The organism is Streptomyces sp. 1-11, assembly GCF_007176755.1.
GTDB lineage: Bacteria > Actinomycetota > Actinomycetes > Streptomycetales > Streptomycetaceae > Streptomyces.
This window is the reverse complement of record NZ_BJTV01000004.1, coordinates 15415-40844: the sequence shown is the minus strand read 5'-3', so window position 1 is coordinate 40844 and position 25430 is coordinate 15415. Positions and strand designations below refer to the sequence as shown.

Genomic DNA, 25430 nt, shown 5'->3' with positions numbered 1-25430 from the left:
AACATGCGACGACCTGCGAAAACGGCGGTGAAACATGGACCGGGGAACACGTGACACGGTGGCACGCCGACCGCCCGCGGACGTGACACGCTGCAACTCAAACGGGCCCACCGGGCTTCCTACTCTCGCCGTACACCGAGCGACCGGAGGTCCCGATGAGCCGAGTGATCCGTGCCGCCCTCTTCCAGACCGCCTGGACCGGCGACAAGGAGTCGATGATCCAGGTCCACGAGCAGGCGGTCCGCGACGCGGCCGCGCAGGGCGCCCAAGTCCTCTGCTTCCAGGAACTGTTCTACGGCCCCTACTTCTGCCAGGTGCAGGACAAGGCCTTCTACGAGTACGCCGAGCGGATCCCCGACGGCCCCACCGTCCGGCGCTTCCAGACGCTGGCACGGGAGCTGGGCATCGTCCTCGTCCTGCCCATGTACGAGGAGGAGCAGCCGGGCGTCCTGTACAACACCGCCGCCGTGATCGACGCGGACGGCTCCTACCTCGGCAAGTACCGCAAGACCCACATCCCCCAGGTGCAGGGGTTCTGGGAGAAGTTCTACTTCCGGCCGGGCAACAGCGGCTGGCCCGTCTTCGACACCGCCGTCGGCCGGATCGGCGTCTACATCTGCTACGACCGCCACTTCCCCGAGGGCTGGCGGGCGCTGGGTCTCGCGGGCGCCGAGATCGTCTTCAACCCCTCGGCCACCTCGCGCGGCCTGTCCCGCTACCTGTGGCAGCTCGAACAGCCGGCGGCGGCCGTCGCCAACGAGTACTTCGTCGGCGCGATCAACCGGGTCGGCGTGGAGGACCTGGGCGACAACGACTTCTACGGCACCACCTACTTCGTGGACCCCGAGGCCCAGTTCGTCGGCGAGGTGGCGAGCGACAAGGAGCCCGAACTCGTCGTCCGCGACCTGGACCTGGCCAAGCTCCGCGAGGTCCGCGACCGCTGGCAGTTCTACCGCGACCGGGCGCCCGGCGCCTACACGCCGCTGACCGCGCCCTGACCGCAGCGCCCACCCTGGGAGGAGAGGGACCATGAGCAGCCGTACCGTCATCCGCGGTGGTCTCGTCATCACCGCGTCCGACGAGATCCACGCCGACGTCCTGATCGAGGACGGCCGCATCGCCGCCCTCGCCGCCTCCGGCACCCCGGCCGCCGAGGCGTTCGGCGACGGCCGGGTCATCGACGCCACGGGCAAGTACGTCATCCCGGGCGGGGTCGACGGACACACCCACATGGAGATGCCGTTCGGCGGCACCACCGCCGCCGACACCTTCGAGACCGGCACCCGCGCCGCCGCCTGGGGCGGCACCACCACCATCGTCGACTTCGCGATCCAGAGCGTCGGCGGCACCCTGCGCGAGGGCCTGGACGCCTGGCACGCCAAGGCCGAGGGCAACTGCGCCGTCGACTACGCCTTCCACATGATCGTCTCCGACGTGAACCAGGAGACGCTCAAGGAGATGGACCTGCTGGTCGAGGAGGGCGTGACCAGCTTCAAGCAGTTCATGGCGTACCCCGGGGTGTTCTACTCCGACGACGGCCAGATCCTGCGGGCCATGCAGCGCGCCGCCGAGAACGGCGGGCTGATCATGATGCACGCCGAGAACGGCATCGCCATCGACGTCCTGGTCGAGCAGGCGCTGGCCCGGGGCGAGACCGACCCCCGCTACCACGGGGAGGTCCGCAAGGCGCTGCTGGAGGCCGAGGCCACCCACCGCGCCATCCGGCTCGCCCAGGTCGCCGGGGCCCCGCTGTACGTCGTGCACGTCTCGGCGCAGGAGGCCGTCGCCGAACTCGCCAGGGCACGGGACACGGGACTGAACGTCTTCGGCGAGACCTGCCCGCAGTACCTGTTCCTGTCCACCGACAACCTCGCCGAACCGGACTTCGAGGGCGCCAAGTACGTCTGCTCCACCCCGCTGCGCCCCCGGGAGCACCAGGCGGCCCTGTGGCGCGGCCTGCGCACCAACGACCTGCAGGTCGTCTCCACCGACCACTGCCCCTTCTGCTTCACCGGCCAGAAGGAGCTGGGCCGGGGCGACTTCTCGAAGATCCCCAACGGGCTGCCGGGCGTGGAGAACCGCATGGACCTGCTGCACCAGGCCGTCGTCGACGGGCACATCTCCCGGCGCCGCTGGATCGAGATCGCCTGCGCCACCCCGGCCCGCATGTTCGGCCTCTACCCCAAGAAGGGCACCATCGCCCCGGGCGCCGACGCCGACGTCGTCGTCTACGACCCGCACGCCGAGCAGGTCATGTCAGCCGCGACGCACCACATGAACGTCGACTACTCGGCCTACGAGGGCAGGCGCACGACCGGCCGGGTCGAGACCGTGCTCTCGCGCGGCGAAGTCGTCATCGACCAGCGGGAGTTCACCGGGCGCGCCGGGCACGGCGCCTTCACTCCGCGCACCACCTGTCAGTACCTCAACTAGGAGCGGCGCCCATGGACTTCGGACTCGTCCTGCAGACCGACCCGCCGGCCTCCCGCGTCGTCAGCCTGATGAAGCGGGCCGAGCGCAACGGCTTCACCCACGGCTGGACCTTCGACTCCGCCGTGCTCTGGCAGGAGCCGTTCGTGATCTACAGCCAGATCCTCGCGAACACCACCAGGCTGCGGGTCGGCCCCATGGTCACCAACCCGGGCACCCGCACCTGGGAGGTCACCGCCTCCACCTTCGCCACGCTAAACGACATGTTCGGCAACCGCACGGTGTGCGGGATCGGCCGCGGCGACTCCGCGATGCGCGTCGCCGGCCGCAAGCCCAACACCCTGGCCCGGATCAGCGAGGCCATGAAGGTCATCCGGGCCCTCGGCCGGGGCGAGGAGGCCGACCTCGGCGGCACGAAGATCCGCTTCCCGTGGGTCGCACCCGGCTCCGAACTGCCGGTGTGGATGGCCGCGTACGGCCCCAAGGCGCTGAAGATGACCGGTGAGGAGGCCGACGGCTTCATCCTCCAGCTCGCCGACCTCTACCTCACCGAGTACATGGTGAAGGCCGTCAAGGACGCGGCCGCCGCCGCCGGCCGCGACCCGTCCGAGGTCACCGTCTGCGTGGCCGCCCCCGCCTACGTCACCGAAGACGACTCGCCCGAGGCGCTCGCCCACGCCCGCGAGCAGTGCCGCTGGTTCGGCGGCATGGTCGGCAACCACGTCGCCGACCTGGTCGCCAGGTACGGCGAGCACTCCGCCCAGGTACCCGACGAACTCACCGAGTACATCAAGGCCCGCCAGGGCTACGACTACGCCCACCACGGGCGCAGCGGCAACCCCGACACCCGGTTCGTGCCCGACGAGATCGTCGACCGGTTCTGCCTGATCGGGCCGGCCGAGAAGCACATCGAGAAGCTGAACGCACTGCGCGAGCTGGGCGTCGACCAGTTCGCCGTGTACGACATGCACGACGCCCAGGAAGCCGTCATCGACGCCTACGGCTCCCGGGTGATCCCGGCGGTCAACGCCTGACCGTCACCTCCCCGTTGGTCTCCCCCTTCCCGCGCTCCGGCCCCGGGAAGGGGGCACAGGGCGCCCGCCCGCGCACCCCCCATGCGCCGCCCGCACGGCCTCTCCCGACCCACTCTCACCCCGATTGGCCCGCCCATGACCGACACCGCCCCCTCCGCCATACCCCTGTCCGGCCAGGTGACCCGGCCCGACGGGCGGGTCGAACTCGCCCCCGGCACCCGGCCGCCCGCCGGCCGGTACGCCAACGAGGACCTGCTCCCCGTGCCGGTGACCCGGCGCACCTGGACGACGTACAACTTCTCCGCGCTGTGGGTCGGCATGGCCCACAACACGGCCTCCTGGACCCTGGCCTCCGGGCTGATCGCGGTGGGCATGGACTGGAAGCAGGCCGTGTTCACCATCGCCCTCGCCAATCTGGTCGTGCTGGTGCCGATGCTGCTCACGGGCCACGCCGGGCCCAAGTACGGCATCCCGTTCCCGGTCTTCGCCCGCGCCTCCTTCGGCGTGCGCGGCGCCAACCTGCCCGCCGTCGTACGGGCGCTGGTGGCGTGCGGCTGGTTCGGCATCCAGACCTGGATCGGCGGCGAGGCCATCTACTTCCTCGCCGGCAAGCTCATCGGCGACGACTGGGCGAACGCCTCGCGCATCGGCGGCCACGCCTGGACCATGTGGCTGTCGTTCGCCGTCTTCTGGGTCCTCCAGGTCGCCATCATCCACCGCGGCATGGAGACCATCCGCCGCTTCGAGAACTGGGCGGCGCCCTTCGTCCTCGTCGGCGCGTTCGTGATGCTGTGGTGGATGAGCAGCAAGGCCGGGGGCTTCGGGCCGCTGTTCGACCAGCCGTCCAAGCTGGGCTGGGGCGGCGACTTCTGGAAGCTGTTCTGGCCCTCCCTGATGGGCATGATCGGCTTCTGGTCGACCCTGTCGCTCAACATCCCCGACTTCACCCGCTACGGCCGCAGCCAGCGGGCCCAGACCTGGGGGCAGGCCCTGGGGCTGCCGACCACGATGACCCTGTTCGCCTTCCTGTCCGTGCTGGTCACCTCCGGCTCCCAGGCGGTCTACGGCCGGCCCGTCTGGGACCCGGTCCAGCTCGCCGCCAAGACGGACAACGTGGTGGGCCTGCTCTACGCCCTGGTCACCGTGCTGGTGGCCACCCTGTCCGTGAACATCGCGGCCAACCTGGTCTCCCCGGCGTTCGACTTCTCCAACGTGGCCCCGCGCAAGGTGAGTTTCCGCACCGGCGCGCTGATCACCGCGGTCCTCGCCGTGCTGATCTTCCCGTGGAAGCTGTACTCGGACCCGCAGGGCTACATCTTCACCTGGCTCGGCCTGGTCGGCGGCCTGCTCGGCACGGTCGCGGGCATCCTCGTCGCGGACTACTGGATCGTGCGCCGCACCCGGCTGGTCCTCGCCGACCTGTACCGCGCGGGCGGCCGGTACTGGTACGCGGGCGGCTGGAACTGGCGGGCGGTGGCCGCGTTCCTGGCCGGCGGCGTGCTGGCGGTCGGCGGCGCCGACTTCCACCCGCTGATCGACGGCCGGCCGATCCCCGCCCTGTCCGCCCTCGCCGACTACGGCTGGGCGGTGGGCCTCGGCACCTCCCTGGTGCTCTACCTCGCGCTGACCTGGCTCACCGGGCGGAAGGAGGACCGGGCGCAGCCGGCCGCCTGAGACCGGTCCGCCCCGGCGGCCGGCGCCGCCGGGGCGGACCGCGCCCTCCACCGCGGGCCTCGTCCGACCTCACGGGTGACAGCCTGGACGGCAGCCCGCTCGGGCCGGCCGACCGCTCACCCGCTCCCGAGGGACGCCGGTCAGCCGGACCCGCCCGGCCGCAGGGCGGCCACGGCGCTCTTCGCCGCCTTGATGGCGCCCTTGTTGATCTCGTCGGTGCTCGGCGCCTTCTTGGTCTCGAAGTCGCTGCCGTTGTAGGTGACGACGACCAGCGCGTTGGAGGCCCGGATCAGCACCACGCCCTCGCGGGTCTCCTGCTTGCTCTCGGTGCTGAGGTTCACGACCGAGTAGCCCGCGTCACCGACGCCCGGGACGGGGCCACCGCCGCTCTTCTCGGTGACGCGCTGCTGGTACTCCTTCTTCGCCGCCTCGTCCGACGCGGTGATCTCGAACGAGACGTCGAGCCAGCGGTAGTCGTAGCCCTCGAGGGCGTTCCAGGAGCAGGTGCGGCGCAGCGCGGTGTCCGTCGACGGGATCTCCTTGCCCGCCGTCTTCGCCCCGGGCACCAGGGACTTGACGGTCGCCGCGGGCACACTGGAGCAGGGGGCGGGGGCGGCGGAGTACGACTTCGACGCCGCCGTGGACGACGGCGCGGACGCCGCACCGGTGGGCGTCTGCTGGGCCGGCCGGTCGCCGGCGGCCGCCGGCGCGGCCGGACCCGAGGACAGAGCCCAGCCGGCGCAGGCGAGCACGGCGACCGGCGTCAGGCGCGCGGTCAGGGCGAGCGGCAGAGGCAGTGAACGCACGGCGCACTTCTCGTGGGGGAGGGGGCGCGGAAGGGTTCCGCGGGTGGGCTGGGACGACAGTGTCACACGGCTGACTGTGCGGCGGAAGGGCGAACTCGCTGTGTGCCCGGCCGGTAACTCAGGCCCTCGGAAGCCATGTTGAAAATTCCGCTATGTCCGGTCAGGGAACGCGGGCGGTCCACTCCGGCGAGCCGAACTTCGTCCGCGCCAGCTCCTCGGCCCGCGCCAGTTCCTCCGGCGTCACCTTGCCGTCCACGAGGCCGTACCGCCCCCGGAACGACTCGATCATCCGCCCGATGACCGCGTCCCGCGGCAGCCCCGTCTGCCGGCGCAGCGGATCGACCCGCTTCTTCGCGCTCCTGGTCCCCTTGTCGGACAGCTTCTCCCGCCCGATACGCAGCACCTCGACCATCTTGTCCGCGTCGATGTCGTACGACATGGTCACGTGGTGCAGCACGGCCCCCGGGCCGCCGCCCGGGCCGACGATCCGCTTCTGCGCCGCGCCCGCGATCTTGCCCTGGTCGGTGGCGATGTCGTTCAGCGGCTGGTACCAGGCGCGGATGCCCATCTCGCCGAGGGCGCCGAGCACCCAGTCGTCCAGGTAGGCGTAACTGTCCTGGAAGGACAGGCCCTGCACCAGCGACTCGGGCACCGACAGCGAGTAGGTGATGGTGTTGCCCGGCTCTACGAACATGGCGCCGCCGCCGGAGATCCGCCGCACCACCTCGATGCCGTGCCGGGCGGCGCCCTCCGGGTCCACCTCGTTGCGCAGCGACTGGAAGCTGCCGATGATCACCGAGGGCGCGCCCCACTCCCAGACCCGCAGCGTGGGCGGGCGGCGGCCCGCGGCCACCTCGGCGGTCAGGACCTCGTCCAGGGCCATGTGCAGCGCCGGGGGCTGCGGGCCCTCATGGATGAGCTGCCAGTCGTAGTCGGTCCAGTCCGTGGCGTGCGCCAGCGCCCGGCGCACCGCGATCCCGACGCCCTCCGAGGTCAGGCCGTACATGACCGTGCCCGCGGGCAGCGCCGCGTCGATCCGGGCGGCGAGCCCGGCCGCGTCGGTGTCCGCGGGAGCGCCCTCGAGCGCGCGGTTCACCGCGTCCAGCGCCTCGTCCGGTTCCAGGAAGAAGTCGCCCGCCACGCGCACGTCGCGCAGCACGCCGTCCTCGGCCGCCACGTCCACGACGACCAGCTTGCCGCCGGGCACCTTGTACTCACCGTGCACTGCCTGGCCTCCCTCTTCGACGAGGGGATCAACGCCGCGGGGCCCGGTGGTGTTCCCGGCGGGAGGGCGATCCCGCCGGGAACACCACCGGACCCCGCGGGCCCCCGTACGTCTCCGCGGGAAAGGGCGCGGGGGAGGGGCGCGGGAGCCGGGCCGGAAAACCGCGGCGTCCGCGCCGGGCGGGTCCGATACTGGGGCCCGGCCCACACGCGCGAGCACCGAGGTGACAGATGCGGTTCACCACCCGGCCCACCCTGCAGGGCACCTTCGGCATGGTGTCCGCCACGCACTGGCTGGCCTCCCAGTCGGCGATGGCGGTGCTGGAGGACGGGGGCAACGCCTTCGACGCGGCCGTGGCCGGTGCCTTCGTGCTGCACGTGGTGGAGCCGCACCTGAACGGGCCGGCCGGCGAGGTGCCCATCCTGTTCGCGCCGGCCGGCGGCGAGGTGCGCGTGCTCTGCGGGCAGGGCGTCGCCCCCGCCGCCGCCACCGTCGCGCACCACCAGGGACTCGGCCTCGACCTCGTACCCGGCACCGGACCGCTCGCCGCCGCCGTGCCCGGCGCCTTCGACGCCTGGCTGCTGCTCCTGCGCGACCACGGCACCAAGCCGCTCGAGGACGTCCTGAGGTACGCCATCGGCTACGCCGAACACGGGCACGCGCCCGTGGAGAACGTCGGCGCGACCGTGGAGAGCGTACGCACGCTGTTCGAGACCGAGTGGCCCTCCTCGGCCGAGGTGTACCTGCCCGGCGGCCGGGCGCCCCGGCCCGGCGAACTGCTGCGCAACCGGGCCCTGGCCGCCACCTGGCGGCGACTGCTGGCCGGGACCGCCCGGGCCGGCGGCCGGGAGGCCCGTATCGACGCGGCGCGCGAGGTGTGGCGCTCCGGCTTCATCGCCGAGGCCCTGGTACGGCAGTCCCGGCGGCCCACCTTGGACACCAGCGGGCGGCGGCACACCGGCACCCTCACCGAGGCCGACCTGGCCGGCTGGTCGGCGTCCTACGAGGCGCCCGCGACGTACGACTGGAACGGCTGGACCGTGTGCAAGGCCGGCCCGTGGAGCCAGGGCCCGGCCTTCCTCCAGCAACTGGCCCTGCTGCCGCCCGCACTGCCCGCGTACGGCTCGGCGGACTACGTCCACCTGCTGATCGAGGGCTGCAAGCTCGCCATGGCCGACCGGGAGGCCTGGTACGGGGACGCGGCCGAGGTGCCGCTCGCCGACCTGCTGTCGGACGAGTACAACGCCGGCCGCCGCGCCCTCGTCGGCGACCAGGCCTCCTGGGACCTGCGCCCCGGCAGCCCCGGCGGGCGCACCCCGCGCCTGCCCACACAGGCGCACCGGCTCGTGACCGGCGACGCGCGGTTCAGCCCGATGGGCGCGGGCGAGCCGACCGTCGCGGACCTGACCGGCGAGGCGCGGGTGGCCGCCGACGGCGGCACCCGCGGCGACACCTGCCACCTGGACGTCGTGGACCGCTGGGGCAACATGATCGCGGCCACGCCCAGCGGCGGCTGGCTGCAGTCGAACCCGGTGGTGCCCGAACTCGGCTTCCCGCTCGGCACCCGGCTGCAGATGACGTGGCTGGAGGAGGGACTGCCGAACTCCCTCACCCCGGGCCGCCGTCCCCGCACCACCCTGACCCCGTCCCTGGCGCTCCGCGACGGCGTCCCGGTCATGGCGTTCGGCACACCCGGCGGGGACCAGCAGGACCAGTGGCAGACGCACTTCTTCCTCGCCGCCGTGCTGCGCGCCCCGGTCCGCGGCGGCCTCGACCTGCAGGGCGCGATCGACGCCCCGAACTGGCACAACGACAGCTTCCCCAGCTCCTTCCACCCGCGCGGGCGGCGCCCCGGCAGCGTCACCGTGGAGTCCCGCACTGACCCCGGGGTGATCGAGGCGCTGCGCCGCCGGGGCCACGACGTCACGGTCGGGCCCGGCTGGTCGGAGGGCCGCCTGTGCGCGGTGGCCCGCGACCCGGAGACGGGCGTCCTGTCGGCCGCCGCGAACCCGCGCGGGATGCAGGGGTACGCGGTCGGCCGCTGACGGCCGCTCCGGCACCCGCTCTTCATCCCGATTCCACCCGGCGTCCACCGGCCGGGCGCGGATTGTCAGCGGCGCGTGGTCTCATGGGGGACATGATCGACGAAACGGAAACCATCGAGGAGTTTCTCACCCGCCGCTCGGCCGACGTGGAGGAAGCGGTCCGCATGGCCGCCGCAACCGAGATCCTGCCGCGCTTCCGCCGCCTCGCCGAGCACGAGGTGGACCGCAAGAGCGGTCCGCACGACCTGGTGACCGACGCCGACCGGCTCGCCGAGAAGCGGCTCACCGAGGTCCTCGGCGCCCTGCTGCCCGGCTCGGTCGTGGTCGGCGAGGAGGCGGTGCACGCCAACCCGGCCACCTACGAGGCGATACGGGGCGACGCACCGGTCTGGATCATCGACCCGGTCGACGGCACCCGGCAGTTCGTGCACGGCGACGAGGGCTTCTGCACCCTGGTCGCGCTCGCCCACCGGGGCGTCGTCCAGGCGTCCTGGACCTACGCCCCCGTGCCGGACCGGTTCGCCACGGCCGTCCGCGGCCGGGGCGCCTTCCTCGACGGCGAGCGGCTGTTCGCGGGTCCGCCCGCGCCCGGCCGGGACCTCACCGTCGCCACCTCCCACCCGGACTTCACCACCGACGAGCAGAAGCACGCGCTGCGCGCCCTGTGGACCGACGGTGTCGCCCCGCGCCCGTGCGGTTCCGCGGGCCTTGAGTACCTCGCCGTGGCCCGGGGCGAGTTGGACGCGGTCGCGTTCTCCTGGGAGGCGGCCTGGGACCACGCGGCGGGCCTGCTGCTGGTCGAGGAGGCGGGCGGCGTCCACCTGACGCGCACCGGCGAGCCGTTCCGGGTGACCGGCGGCAACGCACTGCCGTTCACCGCCGCCCGGGACGCCGCCACCGCCCGCCGCGTGGCGCACCTGCTGGGCACCGGCGGCTGAGACACCCGGCCCGGTCACCGCGGGGGCCACCGGCATATCCTGATCGCGAGTGGCCATCGGCTGACGAAGGAGTCCGAAGGTGCCGTCGATGCTCGATGCGGTCGTGGTGGGTGCGGGACCGAACGGACTGACCGCTGCCGTGGAGCTGGCCCGCAGGGGCCACTCCGTCGCCCTGTTCGAGGCGCGGTCCACCGTCGGCGGCGGCGCGCGCACCGAGGAGCTGACGCTGCCGGGCTTCCGGCACGACCCGTGCTCGGCCGCCCACCCCCTCGGCGTCAACTCGCCCGCCTTCCGCGCCCTGCCGCTCCAGCGGTACGGCCTCGAGTGGGTGCACGCCGACCTGCCCATGGCGCACCCGTTCCCGGACGGGAGCGCCGCCGTGCTCGCCCGGTCCGTCGCCGAGACGGCGGCCTCCTTCGGCCCGCGCGACGCGGGCGCGTACCGCAGGCTCGTCGAGCCGTTCCTGGCCAAGTGGGACACCCTCGTAAGGGACTTCATGTCCCTGCCGTCGACCGCGCTGCCCCGCGACCCGGTCACCCTGGCCCGCTTCGGCCTCGCCGGGCTGCCGCCCTCCACCCTGCTGATGCGCCGCTTCCGCGACGAGCCGGTCAAGGCCCTCTTCTCCGGCCTCGTCGCCCATGTGATCGCCCCGCTCGGCGGCCTCGCCACCGGCGCCATCGGCCTGGTCTTCGCGCTGGCCGCGCACGCCCGCGGCTGGCCCCTGGCCCGCGGCGGATCCCAGGCCGTCTCGGACGCCCTCGCCGCCTACCTCACCGACCTCGGCGGCGCCGTCCACACCGACTACGAGGTCAAGCGACTCGACGACCTGCCGCCGGCCCGCGCCTACGTCTTCGACACCTCGCCCGCCGCGCTCGCCCGCATCGCCGGCTTCGGCGGGTACTACGACCGCTTCCGCTACGGCCCCAGCGTGTTCAAGATCGACTACGCGCTGGACGGCCCGGTCCCCTGGACCGCACCCGAGGCCCGGGCCGCCGGCACCGTGCAGGTCGGCGCGAGCCGGGCCGAGATCGGCACCGCGCTGCACGCCGCGTCCCGTGCGGGCCGGGCCCCCGACCGGCCGTTCCTGATCACCGTCCAGCCCAGCGTGGCCGATCCGACCCGGGCGCCCGAGGGCAAGCACGTCTTCTGGGCCTACGGCCACGTCCCGAACGGCTGGCGGGGCGACCTGACCGACGCCATCGAACGCCAACTGGAGCGCTTCGCCCCCGGGTTCCGCGACCGCGTCCTCGCCCGCGCCACCACGGGCCCGGCCGAACTCGCGGCCCACAACGCCAACTACGTCGGCGGCGACATCGCCTGCGGCGCGGCCTCCGGGCTCCAGCTGCTGCTGCGTCCCAGACTGTCCGCGTTCCCGTACCACACCCCCCATCCGGCCGTCTTCATCTGCTCCTCGGCCACCCCGCCGGGCCCCGGCGTGCACGGCATGTCGGGGCACAACGCGGCCAAGGCCGTCTGGCGGAGACTGAGGCAGAAATGACCACGATCACCTTCGTCCGGGGCGACATCACCCGGCAGCGCGCCGACGCGATCGTCAACGCCGCCAACTCCTCCCTGCTCGGCGGCGGAGGGGTGGACGGGGCCATCCACCGCAGGGGCGGCGCCGCGATCCTCGAGGAGTGCCGCGCCCTGCGCGCCTCCAGGTACGGCAGGGGCCTGCCCACTGGCCAGGCGGTCGCCACCACGGCGGGCGCGCTGGACGCCCGCTGGGTCATCCACACGGTGGGCCCGGTCTGGTCCGCCGGCGAGGACCGCTCGGAACTCCTCGCCTCCTGCTACCGGGAGTCCCTGCGGGTCGCCGACGAACTCGGCGCCCGCACGGTCGCGTTCCCAGCCGTCTCCACCGGCGTCTACCGGTGGCCGATGGACGACGCGGCCCGCATCGCGGTGGAGACGGTGCGCACCACACCGACCTCGGTCGAGGAGGCACGCTTCGTCCTCTTCGACGAGCGGGCGTACCAGGCGTTCGCGGCGCAGGCCGGCTGAGCGCGCGCCCGGCTGAGCGCGCCCGGGCGGTGGGCCCGGCTCGGCACCGGGTCCGCCGCGGCCCGGCGCTCAGCTCAGCAGCCGGCGCTTCTGGGCCTCGAACTCCTCGTCCGTCAGGATTCCCTGCGACTTCAGATCGGCGAGCTGCTTGAGCTGGTCGATCTTGCTGGTCATGTCGTCGCCCGCGGCGGGTGCGGGCGGCGGCGGGGCCGTCTGCTGCTGTTGCTGCGCGTACTGCTGCGGCGCCGCCTGCTGCTGTTCGTACTGCTGTTGCTGCTGCTCGTAGTCCTGCTGCGCCCAGCGGCCGGCCTGCCGCCGTGAGACGCGGTTGGACACGGCGGTGGCCGTACCGGCGACGACGGCGGTACGTGCGACGCCCCTGATCAGTCCGGGCATGATCGTCATCTCCCAGTGTGGAACGGGCCGTCCGGTCAGGCCGCCGCGGAACCGCCGCGGGGAGCCGTGTCCTCCGTGGCGTCCAGCGAAGCCAGCAGCGCCTGGACGGGGATGCGGCCGCTCGCCACGAGCTGGGCGCCGCCGCGGCGCAGGGCGCGGGCCAGGGGAGCGGCCCACAGGTTCTCGTACACCAGCACCGCCGCGGAGTTGCCGGGCTCCAGCGCGTTGCCGGCCTCGTCGATGTCGCCCTGGTCCAGCACCCCGGCGGAGGCGCCCTCGAAGACGGTCAGGTCGATCTCGTCGCCGAGGTCGCTCAGTTCCAGGGCGACGACCGAGCCGTCGCTCTCCTTGCGGACGAAGGCCAGATCGATGATGCGCACGATGCCCCGGTCGGACAGGTCGACGAGCAGCGGGAACGCCTCGCCCGTCATCCGGTTTCCGGGGAACTCGATCACGAGGTAGTCGACGGGGCCCATTTCTTCGACGCTGTCCATGACCACTCCTTGGGAGCTGCGTTCGTCCGACCCCTGGAGCCAATTCCAGCATGGGGCGCCGGGCCTCGCACCTCCGTGCCCGACGGGGCCGGGGGCGACGGCCGGGGCGATCCTCGCGGTGGCGGGTGGCGGGTGGCGGGTGGCGGTCCTCGCGGGGGCGGGTCAGGGGGCGCGCGGGTCGCGGTCCCGCAGGGGCGGCGGGGCGCCGAGGCGGTGGGCCAGGAACGGTTCCTGGGCGGCGACGGCGCCGACGCTGACGCTGACGGCCGCCGCGACGCAGACCACGATCAGCCAGGACAGCAGCACGAAGACGGAGCCCGCCGGTCCGTACTCGGCCAGGGCCCGGTTCAGCGCCCGCGGCATGTACAGGCGCGCGGTCATCGCCAGCACGGTGAGGACCGCCGCCGTGAGCACCGCGCCCGGCAGCAGGGGCTTCCAGCCGACCAGGCCGCCGAGCAGCAGGTGCTGGGTCCACCACCACAGCCCCACCTGGGTGAGGAGCGTCAGGGGCACGCCCAGCCAGGCGCCGACCCCGAAACCGTTCCGCACCGGGCCCTGGAGCACCAGGGCCCCGAGCCACAGGGCGAGCCAGGCCAGCCACCGCCATGGAGCGATGCGGGCGCCCGCCCGGGGGATCTCCCAGGCGCGCTTGCACAGCCGCTGCATGGCCCGGCTGACGGCGGTGGCGGACAGCAGCACCATCAGACCGCCCACGATGCCCGTGGCCTCCTGCAGATTGCCGGTCGTGGGCTCGAACACCTTCTCCAGTTCGGCGTTGGCCGCGCCCGTCAGCCCGAACACCGCGCGCACCGAGTCGATCAACTGGTGGCGCACCGCCGCGGGGGCGTAGGCCGCGAAGACGAAGAGCAGCGGGACCGCGGTCAGGAAGCACTGCGCGGCCAGGCGGGTGCCGGAGTCGAAGATGTTCACCGACACCATGCGGTCCGCGAGATGGGTGAGGACCGGGAAGCGGATCTCCGCCCGGCGGTGTGCCGACTTCGCCCAGGCGACCAGCCGGCCCACCGCCGGCACCCGCACGGAGGTCGGCATGGCGTGGCTCCTTTCGCTGCGTCCAGACTGGGGGCCGGAGCGCGGCACGGCACCCCGGAGACCGCCCGCCGCCCGGTCGCCCGTCCAGCCCCGTCCACCGCCGTGGCGGAGCGGCCGCCTCCCCGTCCACCGCGTGGCGGAGCGGCCGCCTCCCCCGTCCGGCCCCGTCCGCCGCGCGGACGGCGCCCTGCCGCTCGCCCGTCCGGTCCACCCAGCGCGCGTGGCACCCGCGGACCTGACGCAATGGGGGTGTCCGCGCCCCTACACGCCGGAGGCCCCTCGTGCCAGCCATACCCGACCCGCACGCACCAGGCCCCGACCCCCGGCACCCCGACCCGCACGCACCAGGCCCCGACCCCCGGCACCCCGACCCGCACGCGCCGGGCCCCGACCCCCGGCACCCCGACCCGCACGCGCCGGGCCCCGGCCCCGACCCGCATGCACCGGGCCCTGGCCCCGGACCCGGCCCCGGGCATCCGGCCCCGGACCCGCACGCACCGGGCGCCAGTCCCGGGCACCCAGTCCCGCAAGCGCCGGGCCCCGGCCCCTCGAACGTGGCCCCGGACGCGCAGTCGTCGGCCCCAGACCCCGGGCGTCCGGGCGCCGCCCCGCAGGAGCCCGGGCCGGGTCACGGCGCGCCCGGTTCCGGCCCCCCGGCGCGCGGGGACCTTCCCGACGCCGACCGGCATCCGCCCGGCGGGCCCCCGGGGCCGCCGGGGCGGGGGTCCGCCGGGGAGGGCGGGACGCCGCCGGGAAGGAGCGCCGGGCACGTGGCGCGGGCGGTCGCCTCCGCCGTGCTGATCGTGCTGACCTGCGTCCTCGTGCCCGTCGCGCTGCTCGCCACCTGGGTGCACGACATCGTGCTCGACACCGACCGCTACGTGGCCACGGTCGACCCGCTGGCCAAGAACCCCGCCGTGCGGGACGCCGCGGTCCACCGGATCACGGAAGCCGTCGGCGCGCACGTCGACGGCCGGCGGGCCGCCGCGGACATCGCCTCCTGGCTGCAGTCCCAGGGTCTGCCGCCGCTCGCCGCCGACGCGGTCAGGGGACTGGGACCGCAGCTCGACTCCGCGGTCAACCAGGTCGTCACGAAGACCGCCACCCGCGTCGTCGACAGCGACGCCTTCGCGACCGTGTGGAACACCGCCAACCGCACCGCCCACAACGCCGTCGTGCACGCCCTGACCGGCCAGGGACGCGGTGCCGTCGGCGTCAGCGACGGCACGGTCTCCCTGGACGTCGGCACGGCCGTCGACCGGGTCAAACAGGAACTGGTCGACGCCGGCCTGAAGCCCGCCGCCAGGATCCCGCAGGTGAACAAGCAACTGGTGCTGTTCCACTCCGAGGAACTCGCCAAGTTCCGCAAGGCGGCCCACCTCCTCGACGTCGTCGGCAACTGGTTCCCGGTGCTCGTCGTCGTGCTCGGCGCCGCCGGGGTGTTCCTGGCCCGACGGCGACGCAGAGCACTCGCCCGCACCGCGCTGGGCGCGGCCTTCGCCTGCCTGGTGGTGGCGATCGCCCTGGTATTGGCCCGCCGCTACTACCTCGACCACCTGCCGCCGGATGTGCAGTCGAAGGCCGCCGCCGCGGCCGTCTTCGACGCCCTGGTGCGCTTCCTGCGGATCAGCCTGCGCACGGCCGTCGTCCTCGGCGTCGTCATCGCGCTGGGCGCCTACTTCGTCGGGCCCGGACGGCTGCCCGTGGCCGTCCGCGGCGCGTCCGACCACACGGCCGACTCCGCCGCCCGCTGGGCGGCGGCCCACCACATCAGCACCGGACGGGTCGGCTCCTGGACACTGGCCTACCGCCGGGTCATCACCCTCGCCGTCCTGCTGATCATCGCGCTGGTGTTCGCCCTCTGGAACCATCCGACGGTGCTCACGGTGCTGCTGCTGGTCCTCGTGCTGCTCGGGGTCCTGGCGCTGCTCGCGCTGCTCGCCGCGGCCGGCCGGGCCGACCTGCGCTCGGCGCGCGGGGCGGGGCGAGCGCCCGGCGACGAGACCTGAGCGCGAGGGCACCGCTCGCGCGGCGTCCGACCCGGGCGGGCCGGGCGCGGGACGGCCCGTCGCCGGTGCCGCCGGTCGCGGCCGCCGCCGTGCGAACTGCGCGCGGACGGGAAGACTGCGATCCTGATCGAGGAGAGCAAGTGTCCATGGGCTGTCGGACGGGGGTGATGACCCCGTGGCTGCGAGACACGAGAACACGCGGCGCCCGGCCGCCGTCTACGTCGACCCGCTGGGAGAGCCGTTCCTGCAGACCCGCTTCGCCCTGCCCGCCCGGCCGGCCACCTTCCTGCGCCGCCGGCGGCTGACCGAACACCTCGACCAGGCCCTCGGCACCCCGCTGACGATGGTCAACGGCTCGGCCGGCGCGGGCAAGACCCTGCTGGTCGCGGACTGGGCCACCCGCCTCGGGCAGCCGGTCGCCTGGTTCACCAACGAGACGGAGGACCAGGGCTGCGGAGTCTTCTGGGCCTACGTGCTGCAAGCCCTGCGCGCCGCCGGCCTGCCCCTGCCCGCCGAGATCGGCTGCCCGGGCGACGCGGGGCGGGTGGAGCGCACCCTGCTGGCCCGCCTCGCCGACGAGCTGAGCGGACGCCCGCGCCCCGCCGTCCTGGTGCTCGACGAGTTCGACCGGGTGACCACCCCGCAGATCGCCGACCAGCTCGAGTTCGTGCTCCACCACGCCGGCCCCGGGCTGCGCCTGATCCTCGTCACCCGCACCGAGCCGCTGCTGCCGCTGCACCGGTACCGGGCCGCCGCCGCCATGACCGAGATCCGGGACGCCGAGCTGGCCTTCACCGCCGACGAGGCGGCCGCCCTCCTGGAGCGGCACGGCCTGCGCCTGTCGGCCGACGCCACCCGCGCCCTGGTGGAGCGGACCCGCGGCTGGGCCGCCGGGCTGCGGCTGTGCGCCATGGCGGCCCAGCAGCACCCGGACCCCGAGACGTACCTCGCGGACTTCGAGGCGGGCCGGTCCACGATCGCCGACTTTCTCCTGGCCGAGGTGCTGAAACGGCAGCCGGCCCGGACCCAGGACCTGCTGCTGGACGTCAGCGTCGTGGAGCGGTTCTGCCCCGGACTGGCCGAGGCGCTGACCGGCACCGGCGGCGTCGAGCCGGAGCTCGCCGGACTGCACACCCAGAACGCGTTCGTCGAGGATCTCGGGCACTCGTGGTACCGGCTGCACCCGCTGTTCGGCGAGATCCTGCGGACCCATCTGCGGGTCCGCTCACCGGGCCTGGAACCGGAACTCCACCGGCGTGCCGCCCGGTGGCTGCGCGCCTCCGGCTCGCTGCCGGAGGCACTGGCGCACGGCGCCGCCGCGGGCGACTGGGAGTTCGCCGCCCGGGCCCTCGTCGACGACCTCGCGATCGGGCAGCTCTTCACCGGCCTGCGCGCGGACGACCTCACCGAGCTGTTCGCCCGAATGGGACCGGAGGTCCCGGGCCCGGCGGCGGAACTCGTGCGCGCCGCGCGCGACCTCGCGGGGCGCGACGTGGACCGCGGCCTGAGCCATCTGCGCCGGGCCGAGAAGATGCTGCGGGCGGGGGAGCGCCCCCCGGCCGAGCCACGCGCGCGCGCCGGAGGCGGCCCGCGCGACGAGCGAGGCCCGCGCGACGAGCGCGCCCCGCGCTCCGCGGAAGGCGCTCACGAGCCCCCCTCCGACGCGGCGGACCGGCTGAGCCGCGCCCTGCTGGAGGCCCTGGCGGCCCGGCTGACCGGCTCGCCGGGACGGGCCGAGAAGGCGCTGGCGGAGGCCGTCCGGCTGCGCGGCGAGACACCCGCCCACCTGCTGCGCAAGCACCCCGAGTTCACCGCCCTGCTCCTCACCCACCTGGGTTCCGCCCGGCTGTGGGCCGGCCGCTTCGACGAGGCGCGCGACGCCCTGGCGCAGGCGGCGGGCTGCCCCGGCGGGGTCTCGACGGCCCTGCCGAGAGAGGACTCCCTCGGGCACCTGGCCCTGATCGACTACCTGAACGGCTGGCCGGGCCGGGCCGAGCGCCAGGCGCTGGCGGCCCTGGAGGAGACGGAGCAGTTCGGCCTGGGCCGCCCCTCGGGACCGGGCCTCGGGCAGCTCGTGCTGGCCGCGGTGGCCGTCGAACGCGACGACCTCGCGCAGGCACGCCGTCTGCTGGACGGCACGGCCGGCTCCGGGACCGTACCGCTCGACCCGGTGACCGCGGCCGGCCGGTCCCTGGCGACGGCGCGGCTGCTGCTGGCGCGCGGCGAGCCCCGGGCCGCCGCGGCGGCGACCGGGCTCGCCGTCCCGGCCCTGACGGCCTCCCCCTGGGCGGAGGTGCACACCGCGCTGGTCACCGCCGCGGCCCAGCTCGCCGAGGGCCGGCCGGACTGCGCCGCGAAGGTGCTCGACGAGGTGCCGTACGCCGGCGAGCCCGCGTACGCGGCGGAGCTGGCCCGGGTCAGGCTCGCCGCGGGCGACCGCGACACGGCGATCGGCCTCCTCGACCTGATGGGCGGACAGGACAACCTGGGACCTGGCGTCACCGTGCGGGCCGCGCTGGTGCGCGCGCGGGTCGCCCAGGACGAGGGGGACGACGCCGCCGCCCGCAAGCTGCTCGCCCGGGCCCTGCTGGAGGCGCGCGGGGAACGGCTGCGGCGGCCCTTCGCCGAGGCCGGACCCCGGATCCGGCACCTCATGGACACCCCGCCCCTGCAGGCACTGGCCGCCGGCTGGCTCGTCCCCGGCGTCCCGGCGGAGCGGGGCCGTCCCGGCACGGCCGCCGAGCCCGCGCCGCTGGTCGTGGAGGAGCTGAGCGGCCGCGAGCGCGAGGTGCTGGGCAGGCTCGCGCAGATGATGTCCACGGAGGAGATCGCCGCCGACCTGTACGTGTCGGTCAACACCGTGAAGACCCACCTCAAGAGCGTCTACCGCAAACTCGGCGTGAACCGGCGCGGCGACGCGGTACGGCAGGCCCGCGAACGGGGACTTGTCTGATCCCGGCACAGAACTCGGTGAGGTGGGCAATTGCGACACTGGCGAGCGCTGATGGTCCTCGGCACGGCCCAGTTCCTCATGGTGCTGGACACCTCCGTCATGAACGTCTCCATCAGCAGACTGGTCGAGGACTTCGACACCGAGGTGACCGCCATCCAGGCCGTCATCACGCTCTACGCGCTGGTCATGGCGGCGTTCATGATCATCGGGGGCAGGTTCGGCGACATCCACGGCCGCCGTCGCCTGTTCCTGTCCGGTCTCGTGGTCTACGGCACCGGGTCGGCCCTGACCGCCCTGGCGCCCACGCTGTGGGTCCTCGCGCTGGGCTGGTCCGTCATCGAGGGCCTCGGCGCCGCGATGGTGCTGCCGGCCATGGCGGCCCTGGTCGCCGAGTCCTACCGCGGACGGGACCGGGCGGTCGCCTACGGCGTCATCGGCGGCCTGGCCGGTGCGGGCATCGCGGTCGGCCCGCTGCTGGGCGGCTGGGTTACCACGTACCTGACCTGGCGGCTGGTCTTCGCGGGCGAGGTCGTGGTCGTGGTCGCCGTCCTGTGCTGCCACCGGGTGATCAAGGAGTCGCCGCGGACCGGGCCGGCGCCCCGGCTGGACGGCATCGGCGCGGTCCTCTCGGCGGTGGGCCTGGCCCTGGGCGTGCTCGGCGTGCTGCAGAGCAGCACCTGGGGCTGGGTGCAGCCGCGCAACCCGCCCTTCACCGTCCTCGGCTTCGCGCCGACCCTGTTCGTCGTCGGCGCCGGGGTGGCCGTGCTGTCCGGCTTCGTACGCTGGGAGCGCGCGCGTGAGGCGAAGGGCGCCGACCCCCTGGTGCACCTGTCGCTGCTCCGCGTGCCGCCGCTTCGATCGGGGCTGCTGTGCCTGCTGAGCCAGAACCTGATCCTGCTGGGACTGTTCTTCACCATCCCGCTGTACCTCCAGGTCGTGCAGGGCTTCGACGCCTTCCGGACGGGCCTGCGGCTGCTGCCGGTGTCCATCACGATGCTGGTCACCTCGCTGACCGCGGCCCGGCTCGGGCGCACCCTGGGGCCGCGCCGGGTCGTACGGCTGGCCCTGCTGACGCTGGCCGTCGCCATCGTGTGGCTGCTGGCCACCATCGACCCCGTCATCGACGACGCGCAGTTCGCCGCCGCGATGGCCGTGCTCGGCGTCGGCATGGGCCTGCTCGCCTCGCAGCTCGGCAACGTCGTGCAGTCCAGCGTCGGCGAGGAGGAACGCAGCGAGGCCGGCGGCCTGCAGTTCACCTCGCAGAACCTCGGCTCGGCACTGGGCACCGCGCTCATCGGCTCGATGCTGATCGGAGCGCTGGCACACGCGTTCACCGCGGACGTGCAGAACAACGCCCTGCTGTCGGAGCAGACCAGGCAGCAGGCCGGCGTGGCCCTCGAAGCCGGGGTCACCTTCGTGCCCACGGACCAGGTGCGCTCGGCGGCCCAGCGGGCCGGGGCGCCCCCGGCCGAGGTCGACGCCCTCACGGACTCGTACGCCACCGCGCAGCTCGACGGCCTGCGGGCGGCCATCCTCGCCACCGGCGCGATCACCCTCGCGAGTTTCCTCGTCACGCCCCATCTGCCGGCCGCGCCGGGCCGTGGCCGCCCGGCACGGCCGGCGTCCGGCGCTCCGGCCGGCGTCAAGGGCGACGCGGAGTGAGTGCGAAAGGAGACGCCGATGCCCTCGACCCGGCCCACCGCCACACGGACACCACCGGCCGAGCGCCGCGCACACGCCGACTACACCGGCGCCGTCTACGGATCGATGCTCGCCGCGTCGGTGGTCATCGGCGCCGGCGGGCTGGGCAAGTTCCCCCGGGTGCAACTGGTGGTGCTGCTGGTGCTCACCGGCCTCGTCTTCTGGGTCGGGCACGTGCACGCCCAGCTGTTCGGCGCCCGGCTCGCGCAGCGCTCGCTGGACGGACCGACCGTCCGGCGGGTGTGCCGCGAGGAGTGGCCGATCGTCGAGGCGGCCGTCCCGCCGGCCCTGGCCGTCGCCGTGAGCCCGCTGCTGGGCCTCGACGTGACGGGCGCCGTGTGGCTCGCGGTCGCGGTGGCCGTGGCCGGCCAGGTGGGCTGGTCGGCCCTCGGCGCGCGGCAGGCGGGCGCCTCCTGGCGGCTGGTGTCCGTCACCGCGGCGGTCAATCTGCTGCTCGGACTGGTCATCATCGCCTTCAAACTCGCGCTGACCCACTGACCCACTGACCCACTGACCCGCCGACCCGCTGATCCACTGGCCGACTGAACGACTGAACGACTGAACGACTGATCCACTGACCCGCCGATCGGTCCGCGCCGGCCGGCGCCACCGGCCGCCGGACCCCTTATCACCTGCACCGGGTGAGGTCCGGTGCCCCGGGAACGGAGCAGGATCGCAGGTGACACCGCAGCCGGCCCGCGGCGGGAGAACGGCACATGCGCTATGAGATCCGCGTCGATGGACACATGTCGGAGACCCTGACCAAGGCCTTCCCCGAGTTCGAGCATGTGATGATGTCCGGCCAGACGGTCCTGTTCGGCCGGATCATCGACCAGGCGCACCTCTACGGCCTGCTGGTCCGCTGCCAGTCGCTCGGCCTGCGGGTCGTGGAGATGCGGCAACTACCCGAATGAGAAACGGGGTTCGGACCTGGCCCCGCGACCGTACGGGCCCGCTCCGACCGGGTCCGTACGGTCACAGGTCCGCCGCTCACAGGTCCGCCGCCTCCACCCGCCCCGTGCGCGCGGCCTCGCCCAGGGCGGCGAAGTCCCGCTCGTTCCGGTCCGCGTACGCCTGGGCGAAGTGCGGCAGCGCCCGATCGAAGCGGTCCCCGCCGCCGAGGTAGGCGGCGATGGCGACCGGGTCGCCGGAGCGGGCGTGGGCCCGGGCCAGCGAGGCCCCGCACACCTGGCCGAACAGGTCCAGCAGAGCCGGGTCCATGGTCTCCGGCCGGGCGATGCCCTTCCAGTCGAGCAGTTGGCGCACGTAGAAGTCCCGGCCGAGTCCGTCGAGGCCGATGACGTGGGTCCAGCCCAGGAAGATGTCGCTGGTCGTCTGCATGAGCCGCTGGCCCGCCACCACCCGGTTGCCCTGGTTGTCGTACCGCTCCCCGTCCGTGTACGGGGCCAGCACCGACTTCTGGGCCTCCTTGGCCTGCAGCAGCAGGGGATCGTCGTCGTCCCGGCCGAGCAGCAGCAGGATCCAGCAGCGGGTGCCGACGCTGCCGACGCCCACCACCTTGCGGGCCACGTCCACCAGCCGGTAGTGCCGCAGCAGATGCCGCCGCTCCGAGGGAAGAGTGCGCGCGTACTGCTCCAGCAGCGACTGCAGGTACCGGTCCTCCTGCTCGGCCGGGGCGCCGGCCTCCAGGTCGCGCAGCGGCATGATCAGCGGCGGGTCCGCGGTGATCCGCCGGCCCTGCGGGGTCAGCGTGGTCAGCTTGGCGAAGGCCCGCATGTGGGTGCGCGTACGGGCGCGCGCGGTCGCCCGTGCGGTACGGCGCCGGCCCTCCTTGTCCAGGGCGGAGGCCAGCAGCCGGCGCAGCCGGTCCGCGTCGTCCTGGGCGTACCAGACGTCCAGCGTGCGCATGCGGGCGAACTCCCGCATGCGTTCCCGGTAGGCCCGCACGCACCGCAGCACCGCCTCGTCCTGCCGCCCGACCGGGAAGCCGTTGGCCCGGCCCGCGATGACGAGACTGGCCGCGAGCCGTTTCACGTCCCACTCGAACGGGCCCGGGAAGGTCTCGTCGAAGTCGTTGATGTCGAAGACCAGACGCCGTTCGGGCGAGGCCAGCAGCCGGAAGTTCAGCAGGTGGGCGTCGCCGCACAGTTGCACGTCGAGCCCGGTGCGGGGGAGCGGGCCGAGGTCGGCCGCCATGACCGCGGCGGCGCCCCGGTAGAAGCGGAACGGGGACTCGAGCATGCGGCCGTAGCGGATCGGCACCAACTCCGGTAACCGGGTCGCCGACTGACGCGCCAGCACGTCGATCACGTCCGGCCGGTCCGGCGCGGTCCCGAAGTCGCCGTGCCCCGAGCGCGGTGCCCGGGCCCGGGCGTTCCTGCCGTGGGCGGCGCGGTCCGCCGGCGACCACGAGACGGTGGCGGCACTCGGTGCGGTCATGTGCGGAGCCCTCCTCGTACCTCACCCCCGTGCCACTCCACCGTTGCGGCACCGGGCGGGGGATCACCCACCGCGGGTGATCCCTCGCACCGGCCGGCGCGGGATGCTTTCCGCTGAGGGGTTCGCGCGCCGCCCCGCCGGCGGCCCGGAGACGCCCCGTCGTCCACGCGAGGAGGAGCCATGACCGAGTCGCGTGGCACGGCACCGGGCACCGGACCGTCGCATGCGTTCGGCGGGGCGGCCGCGGGGCCGCCGCCGGGGGAGGCCATGACGGCGCTCGCCCGGTCGTGGGTCTGGATCCTCGGGTCGGCGGTGGTGACGCTGGTCCCGGGTGTGCTGATCCTGGTCTGGCCGGACGAGACGCTGCACGTCCTGGCCGTCCTCGTCGGCCTCTACCTGCTGCTGATCGGCGTGCTGCGGTTCGTGACGGCCTTCTCCCGGGAGGGGGCGGCGGAACGGCTGCCCGGGCTGCTCATCGCTCTGCTGTTCGTCCTGGCCGGCGTGCTCTGCCTGCGCAATCCGCTGCAGACCATCACCGCGCTGTCCCTGATCGTCGGACTCGCCTGGCTGACGTCCGGCATCCTCAGCCTCTACACCGCGATCTCCGCCGTGGACCTCCCGCACCGCGGGGTGGTCCTCGGCGCCGCGCTGCTCGGCATCGTCGCCGGGATCGTGGTGCTCGTCCTGCCCGCCGAGTCGGCGCGGGCGCTGACCCGGCTGCTCGGGCTGTGGCTCGTGCTGCTGGGCCTGGTCGAACTCGCGGTCGCCCTCGCCTGGCGTGGCGCACTGCGCCGCGCGACCTCCGCGCAGGACGCCCTGCGGACCCCGCCGGGCCCCCCACCGCACAGCCCCGGCCCACCGCGCTGAGACCGCCGGCCGGTTCCGTCCCCTGGTGCTGCTGGTGACCTCCGTCGCGCTGTGACCGCCGGCCGGCCCCGTCCCCTTGGTGACCGCCGGCCGGTTACGTCGTACCAGGAGTGCTGCTCGGCTCTGTCACCGCCGGACCGCTGGTTGCCCCCGCTGAGCCGAGACCGTCGGTCGGCCCCGTACCGGGAGACGTCCACCGGCCCCCTTGTGCCTCACCACCGCTCGGCCTCGCCGCCGCGACACCGCCGAACCGCCGAACCGCCGAACCGCCGGACGGCCCGTCGCGGCGGCGGTGCGGCGGCCACGATCACCCGCCTCGGGTGAGGCCGCCCCGTCCCGCCCCGCGCACTCTGGGATCGGCACACACCGGCCCGGCCGGCTCGACAGGCCGGAGCCCCGGAACTGAGGAGAGAAATGAGCGCGCAGACCTACCTCGCGTACGACTATCCACTCCTGAGCGCCTTCTGGACGATGCTGGTGTTCTTCCTGTGGATCATGTGGTTCGTCCTGCTGTTCCGGATCATCGTCGACATCTTCCGTGACGACGGCATGAACGGCTGGGCCAAGGCCGGCTGGACGCTCTTCGTGATCGTGCTGCCCTTCCTGGGCGTCCTCGTCTACCTGATCGCCCGCGGCAAGGGCATGGGCAAGCGGGAGATGGAGCAGGCACGCGCCCAGCAGGCAGCCTTCGACTCCTACGTCCGGGAGACCGCGCTGGGCGGCGCGGACCGCAGGAGCAGCGCCGACGAACTCGCCAAGCTGTCCGAGATGCGCTCGCGCGGCGACATCAGCGAGGACGAGTTCCGCAGGGCGAAGGAACTGGTCCTCAGCGGCGCCGCCGGCACCGGCTCCGGTTCCGGGACGGCGCAGCAGCCGGCTCGCGGCGTACCGACCTCGTCCGGGCGCTGAGCACCTCCCACCACGACGAACGGAGGCAGTGGTATGACCGCGTCACCGCGCACCGGCGCACACACCCGGACCGCCAAGCAGCAGTGGGCCGGAGGACTGACGGCCTTCGCGGGCATCATGCTCATGATCGCCGGACTGCTCAGCCTGTTCCGCGGCATCATGGCGATCGCCCAGGACGACGTCTTCGTCACGACCCCGAACTACGTCTTCAAGTTCGACCTCACCAGCTGGGGCTGGATCCACCTGGCCCTCGGCGTGGTCGCGATCGCCGTCAGCTTCGGTCTGTTCGGGCCGGCGATGTGGGCCCGGATCGCCGGCGTGGCCATCGCCGGACTCGTCATCATCGCCAACTTCCTGTCCCTGCCGTACTACCCGGTGTGGTCGGTGGTGATGATCGCGCTGTCCGGCTTCATCATCTGGGCCCTGTGCGTCGTCAAGCGCGACGACGCCGCCGCGATTCCGTAGCACCGGCGCGCCACGACCCGTCACCGGTGT

At 73.9% G+C, this 25430-nt stretch carries 22 protein-coding genes; 16 read left to right on the top strand and 6 right to left on the bottom strand.

The features are described from left to right. The first annotated feature begins 155 nt into the window (after positions 1 to 155). The 4 genes from TNCT1_RS09875 to TNCT1_RS09860 all read left to right on the top strand — a co-directional run bounded on the left by TNCT1_RS09875 (position 156) and on the right by TNCT1_RS09860 (position 5138). Positions 156 to 998: a nitrilase-related carbon-nitrogen hydrolase gene (locus TNCT1_RS09875; protein WP_143630497.1), complete on the top strand. Its 843-nt coding sequence runs from the start codon at positions 156 to 158 to the stop codon at positions 996 to 998. A gap of 31 nt (positions 999 to 1029) precedes the next feature. Next, the gene (gene hydA / locus TNCT1_RS09870) at positions 1030 to 2433 is read left to right on the top strand and encodes a dihydropyrimidinase (RefSeq protein ID WP_143630496.1); all 1404 of its coding nucleotides are present in this window, start codon (positions 1030 to 1032) and stop codon (positions 2431 to 2433) included. Positions 2434 to 2444: 11 nt separating this feature from the next. After that, the gene (locus TNCT1_RS09865; protein WP_143630495.1) at positions 2445 to 3464 is read left to right on the top strand and encodes a TIGR03842 family LLM class F420-dependent oxidoreductase; all 1020 of its coding nucleotides are present in this window, start codon (positions 2445 to 2447) and stop codon (positions 3462 to 3464) included. Between the two features lie 135 nt (positions 3465 to 3599). Continuing rightward, entirely contained in the window at positions 3600 to 5138 is a 1539-nt protein-coding gene (locus TNCT1_RS09860; protein ID WP_143630494.1) for an NCS1 family nucleobase:cation symporter-1, read from the top strand. Between the two features lie 140 nt (positions 5139 to 5278). Here the strand turns inward: TNCT1_RS09860 and TNCT1_RS09855 are convergent, their stop codons facing one another. Together TNCT1_RS09855 and TNCT1_RS09850 are read right to left on the bottom strand one after the other, a co-directional pair. Next, positions 5279 to 5944, bottom strand: a complete 666-nt coding sequence (locus tag TNCT1_RS09855) for a hypothetical protein (RefSeq protein WP_143630493.1) — start codon at positions 5942 to 5944, stop codon at positions 5279 to 5281. A gap of 160 nt (positions 5945 to 6104) precedes the next feature. Beyond that, positions 6105 to 7169: a biotin/lipoate A/B protein ligase family protein gene (locus TNCT1_RS09850; RefSeq protein WP_143630492.1), complete on the bottom strand. Its 1065-nt coding sequence runs from the start codon at positions 7167 to 7169 to the stop codon at positions 6105 to 6107. Positions 7170 to 7399: 230 nt separating this feature from the next. On the opposite strand from TNCT1_RS09850, the gene TNCT1_RS09845 reads away from it, so the two are divergent. The 4 genes from TNCT1_RS09845 to TNCT1_RS09830 all read left to right on the top strand — a co-directional run bounded on the left by TNCT1_RS09845 (position 7400) and on the right by TNCT1_RS09830 (position 12156). Next, positions 7400 to 9214 carry a gamma-glutamyltransferase family protein gene (locus TNCT1_RS09845; RefSeq protein WP_143630491.1) on the top strand — a complete coding sequence of 605 codons (1815 nt, stop codon included), beginning with the start codon at positions 7400 to 7402 and terminating at the stop codon, positions 9212 to 9214. Between the two features lie 92 nt (positions 9215 to 9306). After that, the gene (locus tag TNCT1_RS09840) at positions 9307 to 10152 is read left to right on the top strand and encodes an inositol monophosphatase family protein (protein WP_143630490.1); all 846 of its coding nucleotides are present in this window, start codon (positions 9307 to 9309) and stop codon (positions 10150 to 10152) included. Positions 10153 to 10240: 88 nt separating this feature from the next. After that, complete coding sequence (locus TNCT1_RS09835) at positions 10241 to 11650, top strand: NAD(P)/FAD-dependent oxidoreductase (protein WP_143630489.1); 1410 nt, start codon at positions 10241 to 10243, stop codon at positions 11648 to 11650. Then, positions 11647 to 12156, top strand: coding sequence for an O-acetyl-ADP-ribose deacetylase (locus TNCT1_RS09830; RefSeq protein ID WP_143630488.1), 510 nt, complete (start codon positions 11647 to 11649; stop codon positions 12154 to 12156). Before TNCT1_RS09835 ends, TNCT1_RS09830 begins: the two co-directional genes overlap by 4 nt. A gap of 69 nt (positions 12157 to 12225) precedes the next feature. On the opposite strand, the gene TNCT1_RS09825 is transcribed toward TNCT1_RS09830, so the two are convergent. The 3 genes from TNCT1_RS09825 to TNCT1_RS09815 all read right to left on the bottom strand — a co-directional run bounded on the left by TNCT1_RS09825 (position 12226) and on the right by TNCT1_RS09815 (position 14096). Further along, a complete protein-coding gene (locus TNCT1_RS09825; protein ID WP_143630487.1) occupies positions 12226 to 12552 on the bottom strand; it encodes an SHOCT domain-containing protein in 327 nt (108 codons plus the stop codon). Positions 12553 to 12587: 35 nt separating this feature from the next. Then, positions 12588 to 13046 (bottom strand): DUF6325 family protein, encoded by a 459-nt coding sequence (locus TNCT1_RS09820; protein ID WP_235902483.1) that lies wholly within the window; start codon positions 13044 to 13046, stop codon positions 12588 to 12590. 162 nt (positions 13047 to 13208) lie between these two features. Further along, positions 13209 to 14096, bottom strand: a complete 888-nt coding sequence (locus tag TNCT1_RS09815; protein WP_143630486.1) for a YhjD/YihY/BrkB family envelope integrity protein — start codon at positions 14094 to 14096, stop codon at positions 13209 to 13211. 770 nt (positions 14097 to 14866) lie between these two features. On the opposite strand from TNCT1_RS09815, the gene TNCT1_RS09810 reads away from it, so the two are divergent. From TNCT1_RS09810 to TNCT1_RS09790, 5 genes are all read left to right on the top strand, one after another. Continuing rightward, entirely contained in the window at positions 14867 to 16105 is a 1239-nt protein-coding gene (locus TNCT1_RS09810) for a hypothetical protein (RefSeq protein WP_143630485.1), read from the top strand. 175 nt (positions 16106 to 16280) lie between these two features. After that, on the top strand, positions 16281 to 19058 hold the full coding sequence (locus TNCT1_RS09805) for a LuxR C-terminal-related transcriptional regulator (RefSeq protein ID WP_143630484.1): 2778 nt from the start codon (positions 16281 to 16283) through the stop codon (positions 19056 to 19058). A 30-nt stretch (positions 19059 to 19088) separates the two neighbouring features. Next, positions 19089 to 20720, top strand: a complete 1632-nt coding sequence (locus TNCT1_RS09800) for an MFS transporter (protein ID WP_143630483.1) — start codon at positions 19089 to 19091, stop codon at positions 20718 to 20720. A gap of 18 nt (positions 20721 to 20738) precedes the next feature. Beyond that, a complete protein-coding gene (locus TNCT1_RS09795) occupies positions 20739 to 21257 on the top strand; it encodes a hypothetical protein (RefSeq protein WP_143630482.1) in 519 nt (172 codons plus the stop codon). Between the two features lie 218 nt (positions 21258 to 21475). Continuing rightward, on the top strand, positions 21476 to 21673 hold the full coding sequence (locus tag TNCT1_RS09790) for a hypothetical protein (protein WP_143630481.1): 198 nt from the start codon (positions 21476 to 21478) through the stop codon (positions 21671 to 21673). Positions 21674 to 21749: 76 nt separating this feature from the next. Here the strand turns inward: TNCT1_RS09790 and TNCT1_RS09785 are convergent, their stop codons facing one another. Beyond that, the gene (locus TNCT1_RS09785) at positions 21750 to 23159 is read right to left on the bottom strand and encodes a DUF2252 domain-containing protein (protein WP_143630480.1); all 1410 of its coding nucleotides are present in this window, start codon (positions 23157 to 23159) and stop codon (positions 21750 to 21752) included. 180 nt (positions 23160 to 23339) lie between these two features. On the opposite strand from TNCT1_RS09785, the gene TNCT1_RS09780 reads away from it, so the two are divergent. The 3 genes from TNCT1_RS09780 to TNCT1_RS09770 all read left to right on the top strand — a co-directional run bounded on the left by TNCT1_RS09780 (position 23340) and on the right by TNCT1_RS09770 (position 25400). Beyond that, positions 23340 to 24026 carry an HdeD family acid-resistance protein gene (locus tag TNCT1_RS09780; protein ID WP_143630479.1) on the top strand — a complete coding sequence of 229 codons (687 nt, stop codon included), beginning with the start codon at positions 23340 to 23342 and terminating at the stop codon, positions 24024 to 24026. A 414-nt stretch (positions 24027 to 24440) separates the two neighbouring features. Further along, positions 24441 to 24935 (top strand): SHOCT domain-containing protein, encoded by a 495-nt coding sequence (locus tag TNCT1_RS09775; protein WP_143630478.1) that lies wholly within the window; start codon positions 24441 to 24443, stop codon positions 24933 to 24935. A gap of 33 nt (positions 24936 to 24968) precedes the next feature. Continuing rightward, positions 24969 to 25400: a hypothetical protein gene (locus TNCT1_RS09770; RefSeq protein ID WP_143630477.1), complete on the top strand. Its 432-nt coding sequence runs from the start codon at positions 24969 to 24971 to the stop codon at positions 25398 to 25400. Positions 25401 to 25430: the final 30 nt, after the last annotated feature.